This is a genomic window from Ruegeria lacuscaerulensis, from assembly GCF_013031245.1.
Lineage (GTDB): Bacteria > Pseudomonadota > Alphaproteobacteria > Rhodobacterales > Rhodobacteraceae > Ruegeria > Ruegeria lacuscaerulensis_C.
Genome location: NZ_WPZL01000014.1, coordinates 1 through 21841 on the forward strand (window position 1 = coordinate 1; position 21841 = coordinate 21841).

General features: G+C 62.0%; 3 protein-coding genes and 1 pseudogene. All 4 read left to right on the forward strand.

Going from position 1 to position 21841, the window contains the following annotated elements:
• Positions 1-49: 49 nt before the first annotated feature.
• Positions 50-598: pseudogene (locus tag GOX66_RS15715) on the forward strand (integrase core domain-containing protein); the annotation flags it as partial.
• Positions 599-914: 316 nt separating this feature from the next.
• Entirely contained in the window at positions 915-2696 is a 1782-nt protein-coding gene (locus tag GOX66_RS15720; RefSeq protein ID WP_170763688.1) for a M23 family metallopeptidase, read from the forward strand.
• The gene (locus GOX66_RS15725; protein ID WP_170763689.1) at positions 2693-13921 is read left to right on the forward strand and encodes a hypothetical protein; all 11229 of its coding nucleotides are present in this window, start codon (positions 2693-2695) and stop codon (positions 13919-13921) included. The genes GOX66_RS15720 and GOX66_RS15725 overlap by 4 nt, the downstream gene beginning before the upstream one ends.
• Positions 13911-21719: a hypothetical protein gene (locus GOX66_RS15730; protein WP_170763690.1), complete on the forward strand. Its 7809-nt coding sequence runs from the start codon at positions 13911-13913 to the stop codon at positions 21717-21719. Before GOX66_RS15725 ends, GOX66_RS15730 begins: the two co-directional genes overlap by 11 nt.
• Positions 21720-21841 lie beyond the last annotated feature (122 nt).

Below are 21841 nucleotides of genomic sequence, written 5' to 3' on the forward strand. Positions count from 1 at the left end.
GTACCTGGAAAATCACATCGCCGATCCTACCGGCGCCAGCCGGTAGTCGTTCAGTATCGACATCGCGGAACTGCACACCGGCGAAGGCAAAATCCGAATGTTCGTTGCCATCGACCGAACCTCCAAATTCGCCTATGTCGAGTTGCACGAGAAGGCGGGCAAGATGATCGCCGCCCAATTTCTGCGCAATCTGATTTCGGCGGTGCCGTACAAAATCCACACTCTGCTGACCGATAACGGCGTCCAGTTCACCAATCGCAAACAGGACACATCAGCATTCGAACATGTCTTCGACCGCGTTTGTCGCGGACATGAGATCGACCACCGGCTGACCAAGGTGAACCACCCCTGGACCAACGGTCAAGTCGAGCGGATCAGCCGAACAATCAAAGGGGCGACGGTAAAACGCTACCACTACGAAACACATGCACAGCTCGAAACGCACGTCTCCGACTTCATAGCCGCTTACAACTACGCGCGCCGCTTGAAGACCCTGCAAGGCCTAACGCCGTTCGAATACATCTGCAAATTCTGGGCAAACGAACCTGATCGCTTCAACGTCAATCCAACCCTTCACAGTATGGGACTGAACACCTAGTGTCCGTAGAAATTTCGAGGAATAGACTGCAGTTTTATTTATTTCCCTTTTCGATTTTTTGCAGTTAGGCTTTGGAATATTTGGTACTGAGAAATGTTCGTTCGTTTCAGCTTATGAGAATGTCATTGCAGTTTCTAAATTGTCGCAGCTAAGAAAACCTGAGGTAATATAATACGAGAGATGTTCAAACGGAAAATTCAATAAACGAGACTCACCATGGTGCATATTTCATCAAGTCGCGCGCAGTCACCGAAGCATTCGTAAGGCCCGAGCTACAAGTTACAGCTTGGACATGCGTGAAAACTGAGGAGGTCAGTTGGCTGTTAAGAAGCCCCGCGAGGTCGTTCTGCCCGACGCGGTCCGGGCGGAGAGGTTGTTCCCGAATAATTTCGGGCCGTACCCGGCGCAAACGAGATTGCCGGTCGAGGCCGGGAAGGCCGGTGAACTGCGCGGATTCTATCGGACGGCAATCGAAGACAACACCGGAAAGACGATCATCTCTGAATACTGGCGGCCGCGATCGAGTGCGTTTGGCGGCCGTTCAGGCGGCGGTCATGACGGATTGGATATCTTCGCGCCGCCCAACAGGTTCCCCTATGAAACGCCGGTTGTGGCGCTGGGGGCAGGAAAGCTGCTTCAACTGCGGGCGGACGCGCTACATCCCAACAATATCGGCAACATGGCGGTTCTGCGGCTGGACGGAACGTATGACGGATATCAGGTCCAGTTTCTCTACGGGCATCTGTCGCGGTTTCATGGACCGGATGTCGAGCGTCACAAAGGCGCAGAATACAAGGCGCGTCGGGTGAGAAAAGGCGAGGTCATCGGATATGCGGGGTGCACCGGCAATGCGAATGATCTTGGGGAATGCAATCCGGACAATGGCGAATGGCGCGTTAGCTCCGGACATGTGCATCTTGTGGCGCAGCTCATTCGCAAAGCGCCCTCGACGGTGAAAGGCCAGCCGGAGGAGACCGTCACCCCGGTCGATCCGGTGAAGTTGTTGGGCTGGTCGCTCAAATTCGAAGGTGACGACAAGAGCCGATCGCTGGCCTATTGGAAGGCCAATCTCCGGCCCGACGCCGCCTATGCGCCGGCAATGCGCGGCGGCAAGATTGACAGCAAGTACAAGCGGACGCGTCGCCGGAAGAACGGTCTTCGCAATCCCTTGCCGAAGCCTTACGAGACGCTGGAATTCGATCATTCGCGCAGCATTCGCCGGACGCTGGATGCCTATCGGGAATTGCTGCCGCGTCTGGGAAACATCGACAAAACCGGGCGCGCAAGGGAGGCCTATCGCAATTCGCATGCGGCGATAGAGACGCAGATCGACAAGGTCTTCGACCCGGCGGTTGCCGAGTTAGAAGCGGCACGCAAAGGCAAGGTTTTCGGCGGTCCGCTTTTGCGGGCGCTTGTTTCGAGCCAGTTTTGTCTCTGGCATCTCATGGGCGGCGCGGCGTTCTTTGAACTTGCGAGCAATCGCAACCGCTTCGATCTGGCAAGGATCACGCGGCTGGTCGAGTGCGGACCTGGCGTTCTGGGCCGTGCGTCGATCATCGGGATGCCGGGCGCGCAATCCTCGCTCTACCGCGCGCGGCTGAAACTTCCGAACGCTGACGGCTCGACGCGCAAGCGCGAGATATCCTCGATCAGCTTCGGTGCGGGAAGTCTGACCCATGCGACGCTGTCGCAGGATGCGGAACTTGCGCTTGTGACTTCGGTTCCGAAGGCCAGCGGATTTCTCGGCGGCGTTTTCGTCGCAACGGCGGAGATCGGTCGGTTGCACGTCTATGCTGTGCGTCAGGCGAAACGGCTTTCGCGCGACAGAATCAAAGTCGCCGATCCGGAGCGCAAACGAGTGATTGCACGGCTGAAGCGGGTGAGAAACGCGGTTTTGTCGACCAGCATTCCTTTGGAACCGGGGGCAGGTGCGAGGGTTCTCAACGACACGGAACTGGATGCGCTGATGACGGCGGTTCTGGAGGCCAATGTCAGCGTTTTCGAGGAAACGTTGAGACTATCAAACCTGCCTGAAGGCAGGAAACCGATTGCGCCACGTCTGGACGCACTTCGAATTATGGAGGGTGCGGCGTCGTGACCTGGCAACCGGTATTTGAAACGCAATGCGATGTCTTTCCGCCAGACGAAACCCCGGAACCCCGGGGCGAGTTGATACTGCGCGTCGATATCGATGCGGCGAACAAGAAGGTCCGGTGCCGTGTCAGCGACGGCACCACCGAGAAAGCCGACATCTTCGACATCAGCGCGGGCACAATGCCCGATCCGTTCGATCCGGGCGACATCGACACCATCGAGCTGGCGCTTGATCTCAGCGACACAACGAAAGCGCAGCGTCTCTCCGAGGTGGGCGCGGCGGGTCTGAATCTCTCCCTTGCCGCCAAGCTCGAAAGCGTCCGGATACGGCTGCGCGGGCCAAACGCCGGCGGGTACTGGACCTCCGAGGCGCCGTCCTTCGCCATCCTTTTCTGTTGGAAACTCACCGGCAAGGTGGCCAAGGACAGTCTGGTGCTGCTGGAGGATGCCGACGGCAAGACGACCGAACAGAAACTCTCCGCCGAATTGACTGCAGAGCCGATTGTCTGCGCCGGATTCTCCGCCATCCACCCATATGGCGAGGAACTAACGCCGGAGGATCTTCAGGTTCGGCTCGACCTCGAAAGCCTTGGCCTTTCAACGGGTTGGGTTCCGTTGCGACTAATCGACGACGGCTGGTTGTCGGGCTATCACATGAACGGACTCGGTCGCTGGTTTGCTGAACTGGCCGATGCCCTGCCGACGTTCCCCGATATCTTCAGGGATGTAGACCTGCCCGACTGGGACCTTGACCTCGATGTCGAGATTGATCTTCCGCTCGGCCTTGCGTTCCGCAACACGCAACTGAGCATCACCCGCGAGGACGATCAGTACCGTATCAAGGCTGTTGCGGAGAGCCTGATCCTCCGATGGGGCGACGCTTCCGAGTTCGAGATCAAGGATGCACGAATTAGCATGCAGCTCATCTTCGATGGCACCGACTGGTTCTATGTGGTAGAGGTGACGCTTTTCAAGACTAAGGGGGAGGCGGTCCGCTTCGCCTTGCCGTTTGACGTTCTGTCGCTCGGCGCGGCGTGCTGGCAGTTCCGGCTCGGATTGCACGTCTCCAACCTCTCCTCGGATGCCGCGATTTGCCCCGAAGTCTTGATCGAGTTGGGCGGAGCTGAAATTCGCTCCTCGTTGAGTGACGGCGGCGCGGAGCCGCTCTACAAAACCGACCTTCGCATCCTGATGCGGAATTTCACGGTGATGTTCGCCGACCTGAACGAGGCCAAGGCGCCGCTTCTGTTCGAGGAGTACAAGGATGACGCGCCGTTCAAGGATTTTGCGCGCAAGATTCCCGCCCTTTCGTTCGCGCGCGATCTTAGCGCGCCGAAACCTGCGAAGGAGGACAATGACTACGGCATCGAGATCCTCGATGGTGACGTACGGAAGGGCGAGCGCTTCTTCATAGCCTGGACGCAACGGGGCAACCAGCTTCTTAAGGCGCTGGCGTATGATCTGACCGGTGGCGAACCGGCGGGGCAAATTCCGGATGATGCCGAAGAGGTAACCGTCGCTCTGGAACTGGCGTGGTTCGGCCCGGAGGATGCGCGCGACACGCAATTGCGCCTGGATTGGAGCGCGCGCGACGCGGCGGTGCTGACCCCGGGCGGGACGCCGGTCATGTCGGGCGACGGCACGGACGAACCGCCAGAGGCGCCGACGCATCGCTGTATCCCGTGGAATGAACTGGCTGACGATGGTCTTTCGCTGCCCTTCAAATCGAGCGGGGTCAATCTCACCGATCCGTTGCCGAAGTCGCGCCAGATAACCTTGCCGGGTCTTTCTATTCAAGTGGCTGAACCCGAGGCGCATTCGGTGATCATCCGTCAGGAGGCGGATGGCGACACCTCGGTCGGGTACTTATTGATCTACGACGCGCCAAGCGCGTCCGGCAGCAAGCCTGCCGCCGCCATTGCCCTGGCGAAATTCGGGTTTTCGATGGCGGATACCGACGCGGGCACGCGTGAGACTCTGGACACGGATAAGGGAAAGTTCGCGACCCTTGGCCTGGGCTATGGCGGGGCGGAGTCGACGGCCCTGCGCGTCATCGGGTGGCGGGTCGGTCAGTCGCCGCGCTTCATCGAGGCTTACGACCGGGGCGCACACCCGATCCCGAAGCTGATCCCCAACAAGTCCCCCGGCGGTGGTTCGCTCGGCTGCCCTGTGCCCGCGCCGCCGCCGAAAGCGCCGGTACCGTTGGCCTTCAACAGTTTCGCGGCGCCGCGGTTCAATGATGCAGACGGGTGGCGGCTCTCTCTAAGGTTCGCCGCGGAAAAGGCGTTCTTCAGACTGTTTAGCCGAGCAGACGAGCAACAGGAGACCGCGCCTGTCAGCTATACAATCACGCATATCTGCCTGCCGCTCGATAAGGACGGCAATATCGACGGTGATCTCGACCACGTGCTGGTCGACACCGAGCTGTCGATCCGTCTGGACGGCGGGTTTGAGGCGACAGGCAATGTACGGTTCCGACTGGATCCGGCCACTCTGGCTCTTTCCATCGACGGTGAGGCGCAACTGGCTGTCGCGCTTGCCACCATGGATGCCGCGCCGGGATGGGCCGAGCAGGTGCCGCTGCCCGAACTTGGCGAAGGCCAGGTCTATGCCTTCAGCGAGGAGAAAGAGTTTCTCAACCTAAAGGCCAATTTCCTCTCCGCCGAGGGCAAGGACGCCAATCCGAAAGCCATCGAATTTCTGCGCCTGACCGTCAACGATGGCCGGTTCAAGCTGGCGCTTCCCGACGACAAGCACATGGTTTTGCGCTTTGACGGTCTGGGCAATGACAGTCTGAATTTCTGGGTCGATGCGTTCGAGATCGGCCCGGGCGGTCTGGATGTCGAGGCGCGGTTGGTGTCCTCGGCCCTGAACGTCAAGGGATTGAAGAAGCCGTTCGCGCTGAATGAAGCGGGGCTTCGCATCCGGGAAAGCAGGCTGGAGACGCTCTCCATCGCGGCATCCGGCGCGCTGCCCGAATTGTTCGACGATGCGCCGGTCGAGCTGTCGATTGCCTTCACGCAAGAAAAAGCGGGCGGTGCCATCGAACTGGACGAGCTTGTCTGCGAATTGGGCAAGAAGGGTGCGCCGATCTTCTCGCGAGGGACACGGTTCAAGTTCGAGATCGTCACGTTGGATTTGCGCTATCAGCGCCCGTCCCCGAAGGAAGACCGGCACTTCTTCTTCGAGATCACCGGCTCAGCGGAGTTCGCACCCGATCCTGGGGAATTCGACGGCGGGCTGCTCGAAGACCTGAAAGCGGTGCGTATCGATTTTGTGCGCGCGCCGCTCACCGATGAGTTTGCCAAGCATATCCGCCTTGTCGTGGAACTGAACGAACCCAAGAGCTTCGGGGTCTACAATCTCTTCAGGATGGAGATCCGCTCCATCGGCTTTGCCCCGCATTTCGAAGCGTTTGGCGGACCGGCCATCGTTCTGGGCGGTCAGATGGAATTTGCCGACATTGGCGATGTGATCGCGGCGGAGATCGACTTTCACAGCATGTATATCGGGCTGCCGAAGCAGGGCGAGGTGCTGCCGCAGGTTCACTTCGACGGTCTGCGGGTCGAGATATCCTCGCCCGAAGGCTTTAAGATTGCCGGGCGTGTCGATCGCTACGATTCGGAGACCCTGGAAGGCTTCGGCGGCGAGGGCACCATTCAGATCCCCGGCTTCCCCGAGCTTTCGGCGGCCTTCGCTTTTGTGAAGCTTCGCGGCGACGAAACCGAGGAGTTCCGGCGCGGCTGGTTCGTGGCCATCGAGGCCGCGAAGATCAGCTATCAGATGGGGGCCCTGCCGCTTTATCTGCGCCAGATCGGCCTCGGCTTCGGCTATCGCTACACACTTCCGCTGATCCGTGAGTTCGAACAGGAAACCACGCTGCGCGAACTGATCGACCGGATGCTGAAGGCGCTGGACCGGCACCAGACGCTGGCGCGCCTCGACAGCTGGGTGCCGGACCCGGAGAAACCGGGACAATCTGCGCGCTGGACCATCGCGCTGGAAGCGGTCTTCACGCTCGGCACCAGCCAGGTGGCACCCTTCGATTACAATGCGCGCAAGGAAAGACAGGTTAAGACCGTCATCGCGCAGCTTCTGGCGGCGATCCGCTCCGACTTCACCTTGCTGGCAGCGGCCAAGGTCTGGTTCCCGGTCAGCGTCGACGATTTCTTCGAGAATGAGGAGGGCATGCGCAACCGCCCGCTGGCGCGCGGTTTCATGATCTTCTCGGTGCCGCAGAAGCGGTTCCTGGCGCATGCCGCCAAGGGCAAGAACCCCTATCTCGGCAAGCCTAACGATCCGGTGCCGGACGCGGTCAAGGACGTGCTGAACAACAGCCATTTCGAAGCCACCATGCTGATCGAGCCGTCGCTTCTGCATGCCGAGCTTGGCTGGCCGGACCGGCTTATGTTCCGCATGAGTGTGGGGTCGCTGCAACTCGAATGCCGGGGCGGTGTGCTGTTCCGGGCCGAAAACGACGTGCTCGTCCACGGGATCTTCTTCTCGGCGCGCGGATCGCTCGATCTCTCGGGCGGCGTAAGCCTCGGGTTCGTGGGCTTCCGGGTGTCGGCGCATGTGCAGGTCTATTTCGCAACACGGCTGATGTCGGCGCTTTACCTCTCGCGTCCGCTGGCCTCGAAAATCTATGCCCAGGTCGGGCTCGACATCGCGGTGCAGTTCTCGGTGGAAGCCTGGCTTCGGATCAAGATCGGGTTCTGCCGGATCAACATCTCGATCTCTTTCTCGTTCGAGCTTCAGATCATGATCGGGCTGGATGTGGGCTGGGCCGGCGCGGGCGAAATCGGGTTCCGGGGCCGAGCGACAGTTGTGCTGAGCGTTTTCGGTCGGCGTCTGTCGGCGCGCGTTGCCGTCGGCCTCAACGATGCCGCCGTGGAGAAGGCCCGGCTCTCGCTTCTGCCTTACATGACATCCTTCCTGGAGCCGGGAGAGATTCCACCGGTGCCGGACGGCACATTGCAGCGCGGACGCTCGGGCGAGATCGAGGATGCGGTTGTCCTGTCGGAAAGCGCAGGGCCAAATGCGCCGCCATCCGCGGTCGCGGCGGTGAAGGCGGCCAAACCCCTGGGCAAGACCGCCCGCAACAAGCTGCTGCAGACCGCCAAGCTAGACGAGTTCGTCACCAGCCACATCAGTGTTGGGCGTGGCGAGGGCAAAGCCAAGGAAACCACCCTGATCTGGATCATGCCCGCCCCGGCGGGCGGGGCGTTCTATCCGGCGCTTTTCCTGACCGGGGGTGGTAAGGACGACATTGTCAAGTACGCAACGCTGACCCTGCCGGAAAAGATGGATGTCTGGGTCTATGACAGGACCGAATTCAAGCCTGTCAGCGGCAAAGAGGTGACGCTGAAGGCGAAGCCGAACAGTGATCTCACGCTGGAGGTCGACGGATCGGGCAGCCAACCGGTCCCAATGACGCTTCAGCAGATGCTTGCGGGCTGCTACGCGGTGGCGCCGAAAGACTATGTCGATGACAAGGGGACCGGCACCAAGGACGATGACGAGTACTTCCCTCAGTTCTGGCCGGGCAAAACGGTGTCGATCTTCCTGCCGGAAGAGGATCGGCTTGAGGCGGCTCTGAAAGACGACCGGGTCAGGGATCCGAACGATCCGGCGCGAAAACCGCGCCGCCAGATCGATCCGCAGAAGTCGAAATATGACGAGATACTGGTGAATGCGCTCGACGCCCGGGACGAGGGCGAGGCGGACGCTTATGCGGGGCTCGAAAAGCCTGAAAACGATCCGGCGTTCAAGAAACTCAAACGCCAGATTCAGGAGCAGGCGGAAGGCAATCAGACCTATCTGCTTCAGACCTTCTACGACGATCTTGTCAAGCTTGGCGAAACCTACGAAGCGACCGGCAGTTGGGAAGACGCGATCAAGGAGCTTGGTGACGAGCGCCCGACCATCCTCGATCTTGGCATGTTGCTGCGCATCGACGGCCCGCCGCCGGTTTGGGCCGTTAAGCGGTCCGGAATGCTCAACCCGGACGAGTATCCCAAGCTGACCTTCAACACAGATGTCACGCGCATGCCCGAGGTCCGGGATCAAGGCTTTGAATTGGAGGCCGAGGGGTTTTCTCTCTTCCCGATTGTCGATTTCGACATGGCGGATTTCGAAAAGAACCGCCCGGTGATCCGCGAACCTGTCGTCTATTTCGATGAAGAGGTGGTGGGTCTGACCTGGGATCTGACCTGGGCCGGAGACGCGCCCGCGGCGGCGAAAGGGGTCGAGACTAGCCCGGAAAATTTCCTGCGGCATTACCGCGTCGATTTCATCGACCTCTCGACCAACCAGCCGCTCCGAAGCTACACCTGCCTGCCTTGCGATCTTGCGGGGCGGGCCGAGCGGCAGGAGGACGACACTTACAAGCGCGCACGTCTGGAAAGCCGCTACAGAATTACTGTTCCGACGACGGATCTGTTCCCGGAGAGCGGCGCCGACCGGCAATTGCTGCGCCGGATCAGCGCCACCGTGCTTCCCATCGGACAAAACGGTGGCATCGGGGTCGGCCGCAGTTTCACGTTGGCCGAAGAGCCGACCTTCACGCCGCTGCCACCCGACGATGCTAGATGCGCCCTTGTCGGACCGGGTGAGCGCCCGGAGGCGAAACCGAAGAGTGCCAAGGGCGAGCCCTATTTTGCCGGGATGGGCTGGCGCAAGCTAAGCCTTCCGGGCGGCCCCGGTATCGCGCGAACGGATTACTGGGATATCGTCCTGCGCCCGCTGGAACGGGTGCCGATGGGCGCGTACCCGAACGACGCTGCCGAAGTCACGCATCGCGGTCTGATGAGCCAGACCGGGCAGGAGCTTCAGGAAGGCGACGTCATCATCCGGTTGCAGGACCTGCCTCCCGGGCACAAGGACATCCCGCCCGGCATGAGTGTGACGCGGCCGAACGGAAAGTCAGACGAGAACGGACGCGATGCCGCGGATTCCGAGATCAGGCTGATATTCGATCCCGCACGCGATGACGCCTACAAGCCGAAGGACACGCAGATATTGGACTTCACCGGTCGACAAGCGCCGCCGGGCAGCTATCCTTATGTGACCGCGAAGAGCTTCCTCGACGGCGTCGCCGGGGATCGGCCGGAGGGGCGCGGCTGGCGCATCTTCCTGCGCGCGGTCAGCGATCGCGGCAGAGCCGGAGCCAGCACAGCAGAAGGCGACAAATACACCCACTCCGGCCTAGTGCCAGTGCGGCTTTACCTGCGTCTGCCTGAGAAGGAGACGGGTCTTCCGAAACAGGAGCAACTCGACAAGGCGCTCAGACCGTTACCACATTTCGAATGGCCGTCGGTTATTGCCAAGACCGTCGAACGCCGGGTGCCCAATCTCGGCTGGGCCGCCGGTGCCGCGCATATCCCAGTGCCGGTTCTGTCAAAACGCTCGATGTCGGTGGCGGAAAATCTCTCCTCCGCCATCGGTATCGACTATCGCCCCGAACCCGGACGCGCCCGCGCCGTGACCCTCGCCTGGAGCGCGGTGCAGGCGCCGGGCAAGGGCGAAGCGCTCCGCAACTATGCGAGCGTGTGCGAATACGAAGTGATGCGCGCCTCGTTGGACGACATGCTGAACGCCGACTTAGCGGACAGCGACGGCGCCCTTGGATTCCGGCCCAACTGGCAACGGGTTGCCCGCGTTCTGCCGAGCGACCGACAGGTGTCGCAGCAAACGCCGGACACCATGAATGACGCCCAGAACTGGACGGCCTGGCCACCGTCGGATGTGGCGATAATGGCGTGGATGGCGGAGGCGGGCATACCGCGCAAGGCCCAGATCGAGCGCAGACCTGGCTGGTTCTCCTGGGCGGAAAGCGAGCTTGTCTGGCCGGACCCGGAAAACAGCAAATCCACGACCGAGACGGACGAAACACCTCTGGAACTGAGGGAATATGTTGCCGCCGGTCGTCGCGCCGACACCGCTGATCCGGTTACGGGCGCATCGCCGCTGGAACGGCTGGCCGCCTTGCAGGACATCGCCCTCGACGACATGACTACCGCGCAGTTGCAACAACTGATGGCGGCCTGGACGGACCTGTCGCATCAGTCGGTCGGTCGCGACCTGCATCCCTACCTCGCCCTGATCACCGGTCGTCTGGCCGCCGCCGGGCTGAACAGATTCAAGGTGACGCTTGAGCTTCAGGCCTCGACCGGAAAGCCGGTGTCCCAGACCAATCCGATGAAATGGCTTCGCGAAAACTCCGCCGCCATTGATCCATTTGGCTGGAATGGTCTCGGCCATCTCGGACTGTCGGTGAATGTGGCGCTTCGGGACCGGGTGACGGGTCTGGTGCTGCCGCAGGACCGGCTGCGTCAGGAAATCGCGCGCGCGGTCTTCGGCGAGCGCGGGGTCGATGCGGCGATAAAGGCATCGGATGTGAGAGACCCCGGCGTTTTCGGTCGCGGCAGGCACCTCGCGATCGACCTGCCATTGCAGACGGCGGCGGCCTTGCGGGCGGAACACGGCAGCGGCGAGGTCGCGAATGCCGGGCTTGGCATGGTGCAACTGGCGCTCCGCCCGATCCCGAGACATGTCTTCGCCTATAGCCGCTTCACGATCACCAATAAGTTCGGTGACATTGACCCGAAAACGACATTCACCCTCCCGCACGCCGCCGATCTGATATTCGCCGGGAATTCGAAACGGAACCGGAGTTTCGAAGAAGGCGCCACGGTGGTGGCAAGCGCTGTCTTCTCAGCAGGAGACGTGGTTTTCGTCCGGCACCTGAAAGCTGGTGAGGGCACGGGCAAGGTCTTCGGCGACGCGCTGGACGCTGTCGATCCTGCGCGCGAGTTGCTGGCGGAGCGGCAGGACGCCATCCTCTGGCCGTTGCCGGCAGACCCCGCAGACGTGGCAAACCAGATGACGCCCTACCGGAAACTCCCGGTCCCGGAGGAGATGCTGGAGCATCTGGATGGGCAACGCACCGATACTGACGAAAACACTTTCAGCCATTTCATGGGCTATCTCGAGCAGGCGTTCCGGTCGCTTGATGACGAGGGCGAATTCAAACAGGGGATTGTCTCGAAGTTCGGGGAGGAGAAGGAGCGCCGGGCCTATATCGACTGGTCGGACAGGTTCTTCGCGGTGGCGCCGCTAGACGTTCCCGAAGGCGCGAAAGCGGCCTGGCTCGATGACACTATCATGCGGAATGTGAGCTTCGCTGCGCCGAAGACAATGGACCCCCTGCGCCTCTCGCCCAATTCCCAGGGGCAATTTTCGCTCACACAACGCGTTGCCGAAGAATGGGCGCTGACGCGGGCCTATTCTCTGGTCTCCACCAGACGCTACGATGCGTTGCACAAGGCGGTTGAATCCGATGAAAGGCGAACGAGGGAGACGCCGCCCGATCTCCAGTCGCCGGAGTATCGCGCGGATGTCCAACTGCCCAGGGTGCGCAAGATTGAACCGCCGCAGGTGCTGGCGCAACGGTTGTTGTCTGACGCCACCGGAGCGTACCATTTCCATGAGGTCACCACGGCGTCACATGTGGAAGCCACACTGAGCAACAGCAACATCCGGATGATGCGCAAGATCGAGTTCGGCGGCATCTTGCAGAGTTTCGAACGGTCCTTCCCGGACGCCGCATGGATCGACGCCCTGAACCTGGGATCGACGCCGAAGTTGCCCGACGACCGGCGCCCGGTTGTCGAAGCGGCCGATTTTGATCTGTCGGAGCATGACGAGAGCTTCCTGGCGCATGTGCCGCAGGCGCGTTGGGGGAGCAGCCGCATGACAACGCCGTCGGCGCCCTTCTACTACGACCAGACGCTGCGGTTTCTGGCGACCGGCGGTGAGGAAATGTCGGCCATCACGTCTGTTCCTCTGGTCCGGCCTCCTGCCGCCGATCCGCGCGGTTTGCCGGATGAGGACAAACCGGTGGAGATCACGCCTGCCGCATGGGGCAACCCTTGGATTGACGGCGACGCGCAGGCGCTTTTCGATGCCAAGCAAACGATATTCGAGAGTTGGTCCCGTACACTCGTAGAGGACGGCCTTCACCCCGGCGGATGGCTGGTGGAGATGCGCGCACCTCGGTTGGTCGAAGGTCTGTCCACTGCTGGTCGGGCGCAATTGCATGCGGCAGAAACCGGGTCCGGCACCGTCGGGCGTCTGCCGGACCCGGGCGTGGACCTGCATCTGGCCACTTTGGGTGAGGGGGTCACGAATGTGCTTGCGAAATTTGCGCCTGACGTAGAGGTGTCAGGCGGTTTTGCAATGATTCCGGTATCGCCATCGGCGCATCTCGGTCCGTTGACGGTGTCCGGGCATGACGCGTGGGACGACGGGATGTTCCTGTCGCTTGTGGCGTCGGAAGCGCCGGGGGCCGCCTCGGAGCCGCTGAACGGGACATTGCTGCCCGACATCCCTGATGAGCCGGACCTCAGGGCGCCGTCGAGCACGCTCCTCGCCTCCGGCGAATTGCCCTCGGACGGACCGTTATCGCAACTTGCGCCACTGGCCATTCGGTTGGTTCGTGAGGAAAAAGAAAGTGAAACCCGGCTGGCTCTGCTGCGACCTCTCGGCAAGTTCAGAGGTGTCAGCGCGGACGGCGAGACAGTCTGGTCGCCCGTTCCTCGGGCCAGTCTGCGCGCCTCGCTCGGTCCCTCGAACGGTCCCAGCACGCTGCCGATGCAGCCCTCGGATGTCGGGCTCGGTCTGTTGCTTCTGACCGATCTGGAACGCAAACGGGCGGCCGGGCTGCTGAGCTTCGACATCCTTCGCGACGAGGCGGCGACGGAAGGGCCGAGCGATATCCGCGAAGTTCTGGCGCGACTCGAACTCAGTGCCGGAGCCTATGTCACGCCGCCGATCGATCTCGACGCCTTCCCGGATGCGCTTTGGGATACATTGGGGACCGAGAAGCTCGAGCTCTGGCGGCGCATGGGCAGCGATGGGGAAGACCCAACTTGGCTGAAAGTCGAGGAGTATCCAGACTTCGACGACAAGCGCGAAGTTCTCATTCTCGCCACCGATCCGGCAACGGCCTGGACCGCGCCCTTCGACGAGTTCGTGACGAAATACGGAGATGGCGCGCGCCCCGCCAAGGGTGCCGAGCTTGCCGCCTATCGCGAGCAGATATTGCGCTTCGGAGCGGCGCAACCCGAACCGAGAACCCCGGCCCGACTGGTCGTGCATGCCCAGCGTGGCAGTCGGAGCCGCATCGTTTGGAGCAAGGCTGAGAAGGAGATCACCGATGCCTCTTGAAAATCCAGGGCGCTACAGGTCTCTGTTTCCAAAGGCATATACGACCTCGCGCATACTGCCCGAGGTTCGAATTCTCGCGCCGATGTGGTCCTTTGGCTTCGAGATCGAGACGATCGCCGAGGTCGACGACGACACTGACACGACGGGACTGTCCCGTATCTACGCCAACGCGATGTGGCTGATGCAGGAGGCGCAGGAGACCACGCGGGGGCAGAACAGAATTGAGAAGTATCACGAGCCCCGGCTGATGACGCTTCGGGTGCAAAGCGTGTCGTCGAAGAAACCCAATATCGGGGGCAGTACGCGGTCCTATCGTCGTCTGTCGATCCTGGCACTTGAGACGCTGCCCGATTCAAAGCTGCCGAAGCAGGACCGCGATATTCCCGTCAGGCACAACACCGCGGTCGGACCGGCCAACGGGCCCTTGATCGTCGCCCCCTACGATGTTCCGAAACCGGATTCTAAATATCTTGCGGGCAAGAAGCGACGCAAGCAATTCGTGCCGCCCTTCGTCCTGCTGCGCGGTCATATCCAGCTTGAGGCAAACCCGGCCTATCTGACGAAAGCCCGCGCTCAGATGGGCCTCACGAAACCGGATTTCTCCGAGAAACCGGAACTGAAGGCGCTTGAGAATACGCTCTTTCTCCTGCCCGACGGGTTTGCGCTCTCCGGCAAGATACAGGTGCCATGGAGCGCGGAGGCCGTCAGCGGCTGGTTCAAGGTTTGCGACAGAAGCCGCGATCAGGAAGCCGAGGAGGCGGGACAGCAGGTCATGCGTCCGTGGTCAGGGGACGGCATTCAGCCGATTTCGGGATGGCTGGACGGGCTATGGAACGCCACGCTGCGTTCTCTCATGTTGGGCCTGGGGCGGATCAATACCGCCGATCCGGCGTGGCTCAGGGTGTCGCTGAACGACCGGATCGACCCGGACGATCTCTTCTGGCCAAGCGACAATGATGGCGAGAGCTTTCTGTACCGGCACCGGTCGAACCCAAAGAAACTGACGGTTGCCATCGAGAACCGGGGGATCGCAGCGCGGCTCGCCTATCGCCCGGCGAACGGGGTTCCGCTGACAACCCTCGGCATCGAACCGCCGGAATTCATGGTGACCAAAACGCCGTCGGGCATCGAATTCACCGGAAGCGTCGGCACGGAAGCGATCGGGCTGAACAGTCGCTATCGATACCGGCTCGACGAAGACGACAAGGAGACCTTCGCATTGGATGAGGGCGGCGCGCCAGTGTCGCTTGCCGTGCCCATGGTCGAAACCGCCGAACGCCTGCGCGCGGCAACCGGTCTCGATACGCCCGATCTGGACGATGACCTTGGTCTCTTGTGGACGTTCACGCCAATCGAGGGCGGGTGGCTGCACTGGCCGCTGCCCAACGCAACCATCGCCGTCCTGAATCAGCTGGTGGATGACAGCGCCTCTGTCACCGTTCCGGGTCCGGCGGACGGTCAGCGCCCGTCGGGGGCGTTTTCGCTCGCCAACCGGCCGGGGTTGGAGAACGCGCGTCAGGACGAGCATGCATGGTCATTCAGCCTGTCTGAATGCCAGTATGGCAAATTGCGGATCTGCGTCGATAATTCGCCCACGTTCTGGAGAATCATAGAAGCCGATGTGGATCTCGAAGGCGGTCAGGTCGAGTTGGACGGTCTGGTACCCGTTGTGCCCTTCCGCCAGACGGAGACGCAACTTCTGCCGGATCATGCTGAGCGGGCGCTGACGCGGCAGTCCCTGCGGGCCATGTCTCCCGGTCTCCTGCGCGGTATAGAGCGCAGGCTTTGGGACAAGGGTGCCGATGCCGCCGCCGTCGCGCGGGTCGAAATGACGTTGGAGAATTTCGCCATTCGCGCCGGCGATGCCGGACATCCAGACGCCGCGATGCGGGGCATTCCACGCGTCAGAACAACGATGCGCACGGGCGTAGCCGAGGACGACAAGGCGCTGAATGCAGCGCTTCGGCCCTGGCTCTGGTTGCGCCATCCGGTCCTCCCGACAGTTCAGACGCTGCCACTCGCGCTTGCGGGGGAGGCGCAGCGCACCCCGTCCGGGAGCCGTGAACTTGCGCCGCTCAGCAGAGCCGAGCCCGTGGACAAGGGCAAAACCATTTTCGCTTTTCGCAATGCGGTGAAGAGCGGCGCGTTCGGCCACGATATCGATCTTGGCAAATCCACCGTGCCGATTTTCATCGACAGCAAATACCAGCGGGAAACCGAAGCCGCGACCTGGATCGACGAGGTTGGCATGGCGGTTTTGACCCTTCCGTCGCTGACGCTCTTCCCGGGGGTGTCAGCGCCCGCAGGCAAAGGCCGGTTGAAATCGACCAGGGTCGATGGCTGGCCGACCCCTACGAAGTGGAACGGGATCAAGGCGGTGATCGAATTTGAGCTTCGCCACGATCTTGCATTGCGCGATGAAGCCTATGCGTTCGCGACCTTGCCGCCGCGAGAAGAGCCATCGGACGAGGACAAGGACGATGTCGCGCTGGAACCGCCCGGGGCTCCGCCGCCGATGCTGTTCGCCCCTCGCCCGGACAATGGGCCTCAGGGTGCAGAACTGGACGGCGCAGTGCCTGACACGGTCTGGGCAGATCTCTGGTTGCGGACAAACCGGCTCGCGGCGCTTGCGGCGACGGACGACCGAATATTCGTCAAACCGGCGGCCAAACTGGCGGATGGTGTGTTGCTGAACGGTGTCTTCGGTGAAGAGCAGTTTTCCTACACGTCGCTGAAGATCACGACAGACACCGCCATGCGGTTCGACACGGGCGGAGACCCGGCAGCGGACCCCGAAGGGTTCCAGGTGCTGGAGCATGTGGGCCAGATCGAATTGGCCGGAGCCGACCCGATCGCCCTTCCGGGCCTGCCGGATGAGCGTGACCTGATCGGCGTGAACCAGTCGTTCGTGCGCACGGCGGACGGGCGTCCCGTAAATGTCAAATTCGGCACGGCGACGCTCACGCGGCAGGACAAGCGCTTCCGTGATCAGCGCGGGCTGCTGACCGAGGCGGACGCCTCCGGTGCGCCAACAGAGACGGGCAGCGGGTTTGTTCTCCGGAAGGGATCGACCAGCGACGCGACACCGAAGCCGTTCGCGCTTCTGACGCTCCAGTCACCGCTCAAATTTGCCGATGGCGCGAAATTCTGGTGTGCCGATGTGCCTTTCGATGCGAACGGCAAAGGGCACCTCGGGGCGGCGGCGACGAAGACGCCGGAGAACAGCGCGGGCTTTGCCGATAACCATTTGACCGGCTACCGCTGGGCGCTTTCCGGCAAGGCGGAGAGCAGGTTCCTGACCCTTGACGGACTCCTGTTCGAACCGCTGAGGCTGGTCGGAGCGGCGCTGGACAAACCGATCTCGGACGATACCGCGCGCCCGGTAAGCTTCGTTGTCGAGGGCCATCTCCGCTTGCCACTGGACAAGACAGCGCCTGAACGCGCGCCGGTCGCGGGTGGCAAAGTGCAATTGACGCTCGGGCTCGGGCCAGACGGCGTGACAGGCTATGAACTGTCCTCCGACGAAACGTTGACATGGCCACTCGCGGCACCCGGCGACGATGACACCACGCCGGTTCCTCTGCTCGATCTGGACAAATGGCCCTTGCCGGACAAGCAACCCGCCAAAGCCAACGGCACTCTTCGATTTGTGCTTGGCGGGCACACCTACAGCCTGGCTCTGAAAGCCTACACGGACGGCGCGGATCTGCTATGCGGCTGGGAACGCGGCAAAGACGTGTCTGCGGGTGTCTTCGGATTGACCGGGGCAAAGGTACGGATCGCGAAAACCGGAAACCTGTTCTTCCCGGACACCGCCGAAGCGGTGCTCCGCGGCCGGTTCGTGACCGGATCGTGGAAACAGCAGCTTGCGGCAGGCCGGCTCGTCGCCGACCTGGGCGTCACGCAGTCATTGCTGGACGACGCGACCGGTCTCGGCGACGCGTCACGGCTGCATCTAGAAAGCGAACATAGCGCCGGGATCGAACTTCCGATCACGCCATCGGACATCCCGGATGAATTGAAGGAGGTCGACGCCAAGTCGATCTGGTTCGATGGCAGCGTTTTGGGCGCGGTCTGGACCGTTCCGTCCCATGGCAAGGCGGCACGGCCCATTCTCGGGGCTTTCGATGTTTCGGAGGGCAGTGGAACGACCTTGGCAGTGCTGCAACACAACGGAGAACCGAACGGCGACTTTTCGGTATTGGATGTGCGATTGACCGGCGCATTGAAGCTTCAAGCGAATGCGTTGCAGAGCGGCGAGACGAAAGGCGTCGATCTCCGCCTCGATATCGAAGAGGACGACGTCCGAGCTGCCGAGCGCGGGGACTTCCGGCTCTCCGGCAATCTTGAACTGCCCAACCTCTTCCGCTTTCCTAGGGTCGCGTCCAGCCCGGTAGCGTCGCTCGACGACTGGAAGAGCGCAACATTTCGGGACGCGGACGGAACTAAACAGGTCTACCGGCATATCGCCCGTGTGACCGTCGACAGGACATCGGTCGCGTGTTCCGAATTCGATCAGAACGTGGAGATGACCCTGGCGGCGACGGTTGCGCATGAGATCACCGATGGCGCGCGCGCGGTTCGGTGGCGGTCATTCGAGACTATCCGGCTGACACCCATGACCGCCTTCCGCGCCAGATTGGAAGCTCTAAAGGCTGAGCTGGACCTCAGGCCCGCAAAGCACAGTACCAGCGCGTTTCACGCCTTTGATACGGAGTATTCGGTGAAGGAATACCCAGCCTTTGCCTCGACCTACCACCCCTTCGGCGCGCGCCACGCCGATGTGACAGGGATTTTGGCCGAGGCCTGGCTGAACGAGACGAATGACACGCGCCCGGTGCTTGTCATCGAAGTCTCGGGCCATCACGCGCTGGGCTGGGAAGACGGCAAGGGGACAAAAACGACGGCGGTATTGCCGCTGTCCTGCATCGCCGCCCTCGGCACCCCCGATGGCAGCGACACGCTCTTCGATGAAGGCGGCTCCGAAGTGCTGCGGCTCATGCGCAGCCTGGCACCGGATGGTGAGACGCAAAAAGTGTTCCTGCCGTGTCTCGAAAGCCCGCTTGTGGAGGAGGCACAGATCGGGCTCTCCGAGGCGGCAGAGCAACTGGCGGAAACATGGTTGCATCGGGCCGATGAGGCAGCCCGCGTGTCAGGTGACGATCTGGCGACGGCCGTTCTCTTCCCGGACGGCAAGGAGAAAGACTTCCAGCGCACGGTATTCCAGTCCTTCGCGCTGATCGGCGATGATCCGGACACGGCGAAGCCGCCTTACAAACTTGCGACATTGACGATGCCGGCGGCGCCGATGAGCGTCGCGATCTCCGAGATCATCGTGGCCCTGCCGCCCGACGAGACCGCGCCGCAGGCCATGAGTTTCGCCGAGGCCGGTGCCCTTCGTCAGATCGGCTCAGGCGGACCGTTCACGTGGGGCGACTATTCCAGGTCGATGAAAGCATTCAGAGATGTCGCGTTCCAGCAGGCGATTGCGTCTCCCGACCGCATATTGCCGCCGGTGGAAGATGCCGCCAGAACCGAAACCGCGGCGCTGTTCGCGGCTGGTCAGGCGGCCTCGGCCGTGCAGCGTGTCGCCTTGCTGCGCGAGGGCGACGCCAGCCTTGAGCAGTTTGCGATCTGGGCGAAGACTACGCTGGCACGGCTCGCCCCCTGGGGCGCGGCTGGCCTTCTTGAAGTGGCGGACAGATATGGCGCGGCGACGCTCAGAGTCATGCTGCCATCCTCGATAGAACGGGACGAACGGCCAAGCCTGCCAAACGCGCCGCGCCGGACTCAGAAATCGGAAGGCCAGCGCGTCACTGGCAGTGGCTTCAGCGCGGCGCAGGTGCCGTCGCGAATTGTCGCCGGCTATGCCCCGCGCAAAGCCGGTGCCAGCCTTTTGGCCAGCGACCCGCTGACGGTGACGACGCCCGGACGCTCCACCGATGGCCCGCGCCTGACTGCGACCGGGACAGATGCCGCTTGGCTTCTGGACGAGACGCCAGCACCCTATCTTGGCGCAGAACTTGGCGAGAATGAAGGGGAAACGTTCTGGGTCGCCTCGCGCATGCAAGTTGCCTACCGGCCCTCCGCGCCGATGTATGGCACTAAAGATCGGCTCAGCTTCGCCTTACCGAGCGGTTTCCAGGCCGAAACGCCGCTCGGCCTGTTGCCTGCCGTCCGCTCGGAAACACCGGGCACGGTGCGACGCGAAACAGCCATGCGTCAGGCCTTTGCACCGGGCTTTGTCGGCATGGGCCGGGTGTCGCCGCGTGCCGGTGCTTGGGCGAACGAACGCCTTGGCCTCAGTGTCGCCGGATCGGACGATGGCGTTGCATTGGCTGCCTCGGAAGTGCCGTTCCATCTGCGCACACCGCGCCCGCCGCTTTTGGCGCGGAACGACCGCCCGCGGGCAAGTTCTTATGAAGACCGTCATCTTGCCGTATCCCATGACCCGCAGGCGATCCTGCACGGGCCGCGCCGGTTGCGGCAGGGCACCGCGCTGGAACCAACCGGACTGGATCGCCGCCCCCGGTCGGCCTGGGCCTCCTTGATCCGCCTCGCCGAGCCCGACCGTGGCCTGATCACGACGGATTGGGAGGGCGTATTTCGCCTTGAGGAGGTGGAGACCTGGGGCAGCGGTGGTGATCGGTCTCAACTCTGGCTACCGAAAGCGGCAACGCTCCGGTTCGACGGCCAGTCCTTTCGCGCAAAAGCCATTATACCGCCCAAGGACAGTGAGACCGGAAAGATCAGCGGTCTGCATGACATCAAGCTGTCGGAATTCAGGGATGAAGCCGGACGCTCCGCCGAAGAGGTCCTGAAATACGCGAAACCGGCAACCCCGGTCGTTCTGGAACTGAGCGTCCAGGAGAACAATGGCGCATTAAGTCGCAAGCTTCGGTTCGCTCTCTTCAGCGCCGGCTCCGGGCTGAACCTAACCGAACGCCAGAGTTTCCTGCGTTTCGATGACCCCGAATACAATGACCGGCTGGACGGGCTGGCCAAGCTCGACAGCAACTTGCTTCCCGAAAACGAGCTTGAGATCACATTCGCCTGCGACCGGCCCGACATCCGGCCCCCGGATCGGATCGAGTTTGCGGTCGGCTTGCGGTCGCAGGTCGGGGATCCGGTCACGTCGGGCACGTCGGGCACGGGCTTCACCGAGGGCGACGATGGGTCACTGACTTTCAAAGGCAAGCCGGTAACAGTCAACGTCGAGTTGCAGAGAAGCGGCGTTGAGGGCACGGTTCAACTCGGCCTTCGCGGTGAAAGCGGTGAAGTCGACGCGGTCTCCATCATATTCGCGGGATCGCCGAATTATGCGGCTCTTTCAGTGCCCTGCGCAGATCTGGGCCAACTCGCTGCCTCCGCGGTAAGAGTTCAGGACAAGCAACCGCTTCTGGAGCCCGGAGATCGCCTGACATTCCGTCTCTTCAATGAGGCCGCACAGCTTGTCAGTCTCGCATTCAATGTGGTGACTCGCCCCTTGCTGCCGTCAAACCCGGCAGGGTTTGCGCTTCTCGCTCTGGACTACGCGACGGTCCTGAAACCGGACGCGCGCGTCGCCGCGCCCATTTATGCGCCGAGTCCTGCGGCGGCGGAGATCGAACTGGTCGACCCTCGCGATCTGTTGGACGGGATTGTGCGCAGACGCGCGATTTATCAGTGGCGGTTGTTCAGCGACTTTCCGAGGCTGAATGAGGACCGCAAGAGGCGGTTTGCGCTCCAAAAGATCAACTCAGTCGGAGGCAGTTGGTTGCCAAGCGATCTACGTTTTGGCTGGCGGGATCCGGTCTAGTAAGTGAGAGATCGACGGACCGTAGCGACCAAGTGCAACTCTGACATAACGAGATCAGCCGCGTCCGTAGGATCGGACCGAAGCAGTTGCGATTTAAGGTGGATAGGTGGTGTAGACGTGCG